General features: G+C 35.9%; 5 protein-coding genes. 1 reads left to right on the top strand and 4 read right to left on the bottom strand.

What is annotated here, in order from left to right:
* Positions 1-104 precede the first annotated feature (104 nt).
* From NF867_RS18085 to NF867_RS18100, 4 genes are all read right to left on the bottom strand, one after another.
* On the bottom strand, positions 105-521 hold the full coding sequence (locus tag NF867_RS18085; RefSeq protein WP_252589808.1) for a VOC family protein: 417 nt from the start codon (positions 519-521) through the stop codon (positions 105-107).
* A 37-nt stretch (positions 522-558) separates the two neighbouring features.
* Entirely contained in the window at positions 559-1,014 is a 456-nt protein-coding gene (locus NF867_RS18090) for an SRPBCC domain-containing protein (protein ID WP_252589809.1), read from the bottom strand.
* A gap of 258 nt (positions 1,015-1,272) precedes the next feature.
* Complete coding sequence (locus NF867_RS18095) at positions 1,273-2,358, bottom strand: outer membrane beta-barrel protein (protein WP_252589810.1); 1,086 nt, start codon at positions 2,356-2,358, stop codon at positions 1,273-1,275.
* 110 nt (positions 2,359-2,468) lie between these two features.
* Positions 2,469-3,854 carry an ammonium transporter gene (locus NF867_RS18100; protein ID WP_252589811.1) on the bottom strand — a complete coding sequence of 462 codons (1,386 nt, stop codon included), beginning with the start codon at positions 3,852-3,854 and terminating at the stop codon, positions 2,469-2,471.
* Between the two features lie 452 nt (positions 3,855-4,306).
* Between NF867_RS18100 and NF867_RS18105 the strand changes: the two genes are divergently transcribed.
* Positions 4,307-5,929 (top strand): mechanosensitive ion channel family protein, encoded by a 1,623-nt coding sequence (locus NF867_RS18105; RefSeq protein ID WP_252589812.1) that lies wholly within the window; start codon positions 4,307-4,309, stop codon positions 5,927-5,929.
* Positions 5,930-6,000: the final 71 nt, after the last annotated feature.

Raw genomic sequence — 6,000 nt, forward strand, 5'->3', positions numbered from 1 at the left:
TAGGTCGGTTTTTTTTTGCTGAAGACACTTGTATGAATATTCCTGGTTTAGAAACTAAAGTTAAATTCCTGACCATGATTGTTGATTTCTAACTGTTGGACTCTTTACCCTTTTGGCATTTTACTCATATCCATATGCAATACGTTCCAACGGTGACCATCCAAATCTGTAAACCCACAACCGTACATCCAACCCTGCACTGATGAAGGTTTTCCAAATACAACCCCACCGGCTTTTTCAACTTTTTGAGCAATTTCATCCACCTCTGCTGGTGATTGAGCATCAATTGAAAATAAAACCTCAGTTGATTGTTTAGTATCGGTAACTGTATTGCTCGAAAATCCAGCAAAAGTACTTTCAGGAAAAAGCATGACGATCACATTCTGATCACCAACCATTAAGGAGGCAGAATCTTTACCGTTACCATAATGCGGATTCAACGTAAAGCCAATCTGCGTAAAAAAGTCGCGCGATTTATTCACGTCTTTTACCGGAAGATTAATCCAAAAATGTTTAGCCATGATTGCTTTTATTTAGGTATTAATAGAAAAGTTATTTTTATTCAGCTAGTTCCTTTATGCGTTGTAATGCTTTAGGATATACCTCATTCCCGTAATCTTCCCAATCACTTTCAGCACTTACCATCTCAACCGTTAGGGTTGTTACACCGCTAACACCCTTAAGCAAATAGTTTTCAGTTACCTCCGTAAAACGCATAAGCTTGCCATTAATGGTTACTTCAAAGTCTAATGGCAGCTCTTTCCAAGCACCAATCCAACCTAAGTGCTTAAACGATATAAATTCATTCGGCACTTTCTCTGCTATCGTAGCAAAGGCTCCATTGCCTTTGTTATCCACAAACAATATTTTACTGCCCACTTCCCAATCGCTTACAATGTGATTTTCAGGATGAAAAACACTCGACCAGTACCTATATGATGCATCATCCCAAAGTACGCTCCAAACCTTCTCTTTGGAAGCCTGGATTTCTGTTTTATAACTTACTATATGCATTGTAAAATCATTTATGCTAAACAGCAGTTATCACAATACTACTTTTCAGAGATTCAAATAAAAGCTGAACCTAAGCAATTAATGCTATGGCGATATAAAACATTAAGATAGCAAACATACAACCTATATCTTAAGGGCCAGATGCATCATTTAGAGGGATAAACGCGACATTTTGAAGACACATCTAAAAAACAAAATCCGGACTAATGCCCGGATATTTGTTTTGCAACTAACAGATTATTTGGTATTAAAAATTACTTAGAACTGATATACTGCCGACAATAAGAAACTTGTGTCATTTTTAAATGTCCCGCCTTTCAAATCTGAATAAATTTCTTCGCTGGCACTTTCATACCTTATTTCAGGCATAATCATTAATGAACTAATTTTAAGGTTCAATGTAAGTGTATTAGCCCAAATATGGCCTCCTGTAACAGCGTTAGCAAATACATTTGCCTGATCTTCGTCATCAAAATACTCTGACCGGAATGTCAGTCCCCAAACCTTAGGTGCATCGTAGTTCAGATAAACAGCAGCACCCCACCATTTCTTCTTTCCAGTTTGTGTAAAGCTATCTTCGAAATCATATTGAGCTACTGTACCGTTAGCGCCCAACGAAAAGCTACTACTAATTTTTTGTGTTAAAACAACATCAAACTGTGAGACCATGGCCGAATCTGTTCCACGTTTACCGGCAAGTGCATTAAAATATCCTTTAAAGTTTCCACTTGAAGAGCCATAGCTCAATTGCCCAACGAATGTTTTATACTTTGTACCCTCCTGTACCATGGCGGTTTTAAAATCTGTAGGATCAACTACTCCAACCATAACACCAACCCGATCAAATGTTAAATCGGCCTTTAAACCGGTATGAAAGAACGGACCGTAAGAAAACATGTACGACATACTATAATTACGGTTTAGATATGGATCAACCAGCTCATAACCAATATGTGTTGACCAACTTCCCATTGAAAGTTTCACCCAGTCAGCAGGGGCGTAAGTAACAAACAACTGCTTAAGCATGATCTGACTTTTTGCGTCATTGTACGCAAACTGATCGGCCCGTGAACCAAAGCCCAAATCACCAACAAAGCTAACTTTGTCGCCTGTATGCTCTACTTTTGCCGAGAGCATACCTAGTTCGAATGAATTGTGAGTATTTGTAAAACTTGTATAGGTATTTGCGGGGCTCTTTCTGAAATCATATTTATAATACACATCTGCAGAACCAGAAAATTTAAAGAAGGACTTTTTTTCAGTTGCTGAAGTTGTATCGGTTTGAGCGTAGGAATAACTTCCGCTCGCCACCATGATGGCAATTGCGTAAAATTTTCTTATCATTGTATAGCAGATTTTGTTTGTTAATAGGTACGGTATTGAAACTATTGTCAGATAGTTTTATTAATACCGTACCTTATTTATTTCTCTTTCTCAACCAATTAAGAGCATTTTTAGAGAACTACAGTCTCAGCAGAATCTTTCTCAACTAAAGATCCGTTATGATCAATTAACAAAGTACCTTGAACATACTTTTCTCCATGTTGCGTTTCATCCAAACCTTTTTCTTCTTCACCTTGAGAAACTCTGATTGGATTCAACAGATCTATTACTTTGAAAATAACCAATGAAACGGTGAAGCTATAGGCCACCACAATGGCAAGACCTTTCAATTGAGAGATAAACAACGCTGTTTCACCATACCACAATCCAATGCCTCCTGCAGCATTTACATTTTTAGTAGCGAAAATCCCAGTTAAGATCATCCCAACCATACCACCTAAGCCATGGCAAGGAAATACATCTAACGTATCATCAATTCCTGATTTTTCTTTCCAGTAAACAGCAAGATTTGAGATAATTGCAGCGATTAAACCGATAATAGCACTTTGAGGAATGGCAACATAACCTGCAGCAGGAGTAATAGCTACTAAGCCAACAACAGCACCAATACAAAAACCTAACACGCTAGGTTTTTTACCTCTTGCATAATCAAAGAGCATCCATGCTAAACCAGCAACAGCCGAAGCAGTATTAGTTGTCGCGAAAGCTGAAGTTGCAAGGTCATTCGCAGCTAAAGCCGATCCTGCATTAAAACCAAACCATCCAAACCATAGTAATCCTGTTCCCAAAATCACATATGGAACATTAGCCGGCTGAACTTCCTTTGACTTTCTTCTTTTCAATACGATAGCTCCAGCTAATGCAGCACAGCCTGCTGAAATATGAACTACGGTTCCCCCTGCAAAATCTAACACTCCCATCTTAAACAACATTCCGTCGGGATGCCATGTCCAGTGAGCAATTGGAGCATAAACAAATAGTGAGAACAGCACGATAAATGCGAGATAAGAGGTAAAGCGAATCCGTTCCGCAACCGCTCCTACTACCAAAGCAGGCGTAATAATCGCGAACTTCATCTGAAACAACGCGAATAATAATAATGGGATCGTTGGCGCTAAACTCCACGGAGCAGAACTGTTCACATTCTTAAAAAAGAAAAATGAAGAAGGATCTCCAATGAAACCGCCATTTGATGTACCAAAAGACAAGCTAAAGCCAACTGCTACCCATAATACACTGATAATTCCGGTAGCTACAAAACTTTTAATCATGGTACTGATCACATTTTTACGGTTTACCATTCCACCATAAAAGAATGAAAGTCCTGGGGTCATTAAAAAAACTAATGACGCAGCAACAATTACCCAGGCAATATCAGCAGAATTATACTTAGATGTATCTGCGAAATTTGGCAATGAGGGTATGAACATTGCCAAAATGGCCACCAATGCCAAAATTGTAAACGGTAGCAATCGACTTAGTGAAAATTTTTCCATAATTAAACAGTTAACAGGTTGACAAAATTAATTTTATTAGGTTATTGGCCTAAATTTCAAAACAAAATTCCTTAAAAACAAATCACACCGAAAGAATATGTACTAAAAATCATTTTTTACATTAAAAATTACGGCTGTTTATTGAAAATATTTAAATTTTTGATAGTATTATTAGTGTACACAAGACACTATCTGTATTTTTTACAATATTTCTTTAAAGAAATCATAAAAATTAACTGTTTTAATATTTTTTTATCACAAACACCATTAATAAACCTTGAAACAATAAAGTTTTAATTAAATTTTATTGTTTTTATCAATTTTTAACAAAAATTATGATGATAAATAAAAACAATAAATCTGATTGCGAGATCTCTTCTTAAATAAACTCTGCTGAATATGCAATTCGGTTTGTTTTATGTATTTTCCTATACAAAAAGTCAATAAACTTTATGAATACACGAAATGCTCTCCTAATTCTATTCATATTCGTATTCAATACTCTAACTTTTGCTCAAAAAAGCGATACATTACAAGCTCCTGTTACATTAAGTAATGACACCCTTTTTTTCATTAATAATGGTTTTGAAGGAGTTAGCATTAATGAGCGAGCCAGGTTAATAAATTCAAGACTTGAAAAACTCTTAACAGAACCCAATTTCACGATCGATTCACTAAAACAAATTGACCGTGAAGGTATTTCGAGAATATACTATGCCGATAAACCTGTATTAATGGTCACCGATAAAGACGCAATTAAAGCAGGTGTTCAGCGACATGAGCTGGCAACACAATATTTTGAAGCTATTAAATCGGCTTTTATTGACTTAAATACTGGAAAGAGTTTTGGAAACCTATTTACTCAGGTATTAGAGGTATTAGGAGTAATATGCATCGTTGGATTCTTGATCATATTGATTAATAGGTTATTTCGCTTTTTACAAATAAGACTATTAAAATATGTCGAATGGAAGCTCAATGAATTTCAAAGAAGAAAAAAAATAGAGGTAAGTTATACAAAACGTATTCTTCCTCTTATTTCGGGACTAGTAAAAGTTATTAAGTTATCGTTAGTAATTCTCATTATCTATCTCACACTTCCTGTTCTATTCAGTATTTTCCCATGGACACAGCCTATTGCCGATAAACTACTTACTTATGTGCTAAATCCATTAAAAAATATTTTACTGGCAGCACTTCATTATATACCTAATCTACTTACCATTATTGTAATTTATCTTGTAACCAGATACATTATTCAATTGTTCCATTTCTTGGCTGAAGAAGTAGCTAACGGCACCATTAAAGTTTCAAAATTTTACCCCGACTGGGCAATGCCGACTTTCAACATAATACGTTTCTTGTTATATGCATTTATGTTTGTGGTGATATTTCCATATTTACCGGGCTCTGATTCTAAAATTTTCCAGGGAGTAACTGTTTTCATTGGAGTTTTATTCTCTTTAGGATCATCTTCAGCTATTGCAAATATAGTTTCTGGTGTGGTATTAACTTATATGCGCCCGTTTAAACTCGGTGACAGGGTTAAAATTGGAGACAACATTGGAGATGTGATTGAGAAAAATTTACTGGTAACGCGAATAAGAACCATTAAGAATGAAGATATCACTATTCCAAACTCAACAATTTTATCAAACCCATCCACTAATTATTCATCTTCATCAAAAAGCCTGGGACTTATCCTGCATACTACAATAACATTAACTTACGACACTCCATGGAAGCAGATAAATGAGCTAATGATAAGAGCTGCCCTAAATACACAGGGTGTTTTACAGCAACCAGCTCCTTTTGTTTTACAAACCGCTTTAAATGACTTTTACGTTAGCTACGAGATAAACGCCTATACCGAATTGCCGCAACAAATGGCAGGAATCTATTCTGAGTTACATAAAAACTTACAAGACATGTTTAATGAGGCGGGTTTAGAGATTATGTCTCCACATGTTTTTGCTGTTAGAGATGGAAATACTATTCAGATACCTGATTCTTACAAGCCAAAAGATTATCAGAAAACAGGTTTTAAAATTGAAGGTAATGTTGGTGAAAAATAAAAAGAGGCTGTCTCAAAAGGACGGCCTCTTTCTATTTTCAGGGGTTATCAACAAGTTAAAGCAGGATTTGT

The organism is Solitalea agri, from assembly GCF_023914155.1.
Classification (GTDB): Bacteria; Bacteroidota; Bacteroidia; order Sphingobacteriales; family Sphingobacteriaceae; genus Solitalea; species Solitalea agri.

Coding starts and splice junctions, on each gene's coding strand:
- NF867_RS18095 (WP_252589810.1), bottom strand. CDS start 2,358: ATGATAAGAAAATTTTACGCAATTGCCATCATGGTGGCGAGCGGAAGT.
- NF867_RS18090 (WP_252589809.1), bottom strand. CDS start 1,014: ATGCATATAGTAAGTTATAAAACAGAAATCCAGGCTTCCAAAGAGAAG.
- NF867_RS18105 (WP_252589812.1), top strand. CDS start 4,307: ATGAATACACGAAATGCTCTCCTAATTCTATTCATATTCGTATTCAAT.
- NF867_RS18085 (WP_252589808.1), bottom strand. CDS start 521: ATGGCTAAACATTTTTGGATTAATCTTCCGGTAAAAGACGTGAATAAA.
- NF867_RS18100 (WP_252589811.1), bottom strand. CDS start 3,854: ATGGAAAAATTTTCACTAAGTCGATTGCTACCGTTTACAATTTTGGCA.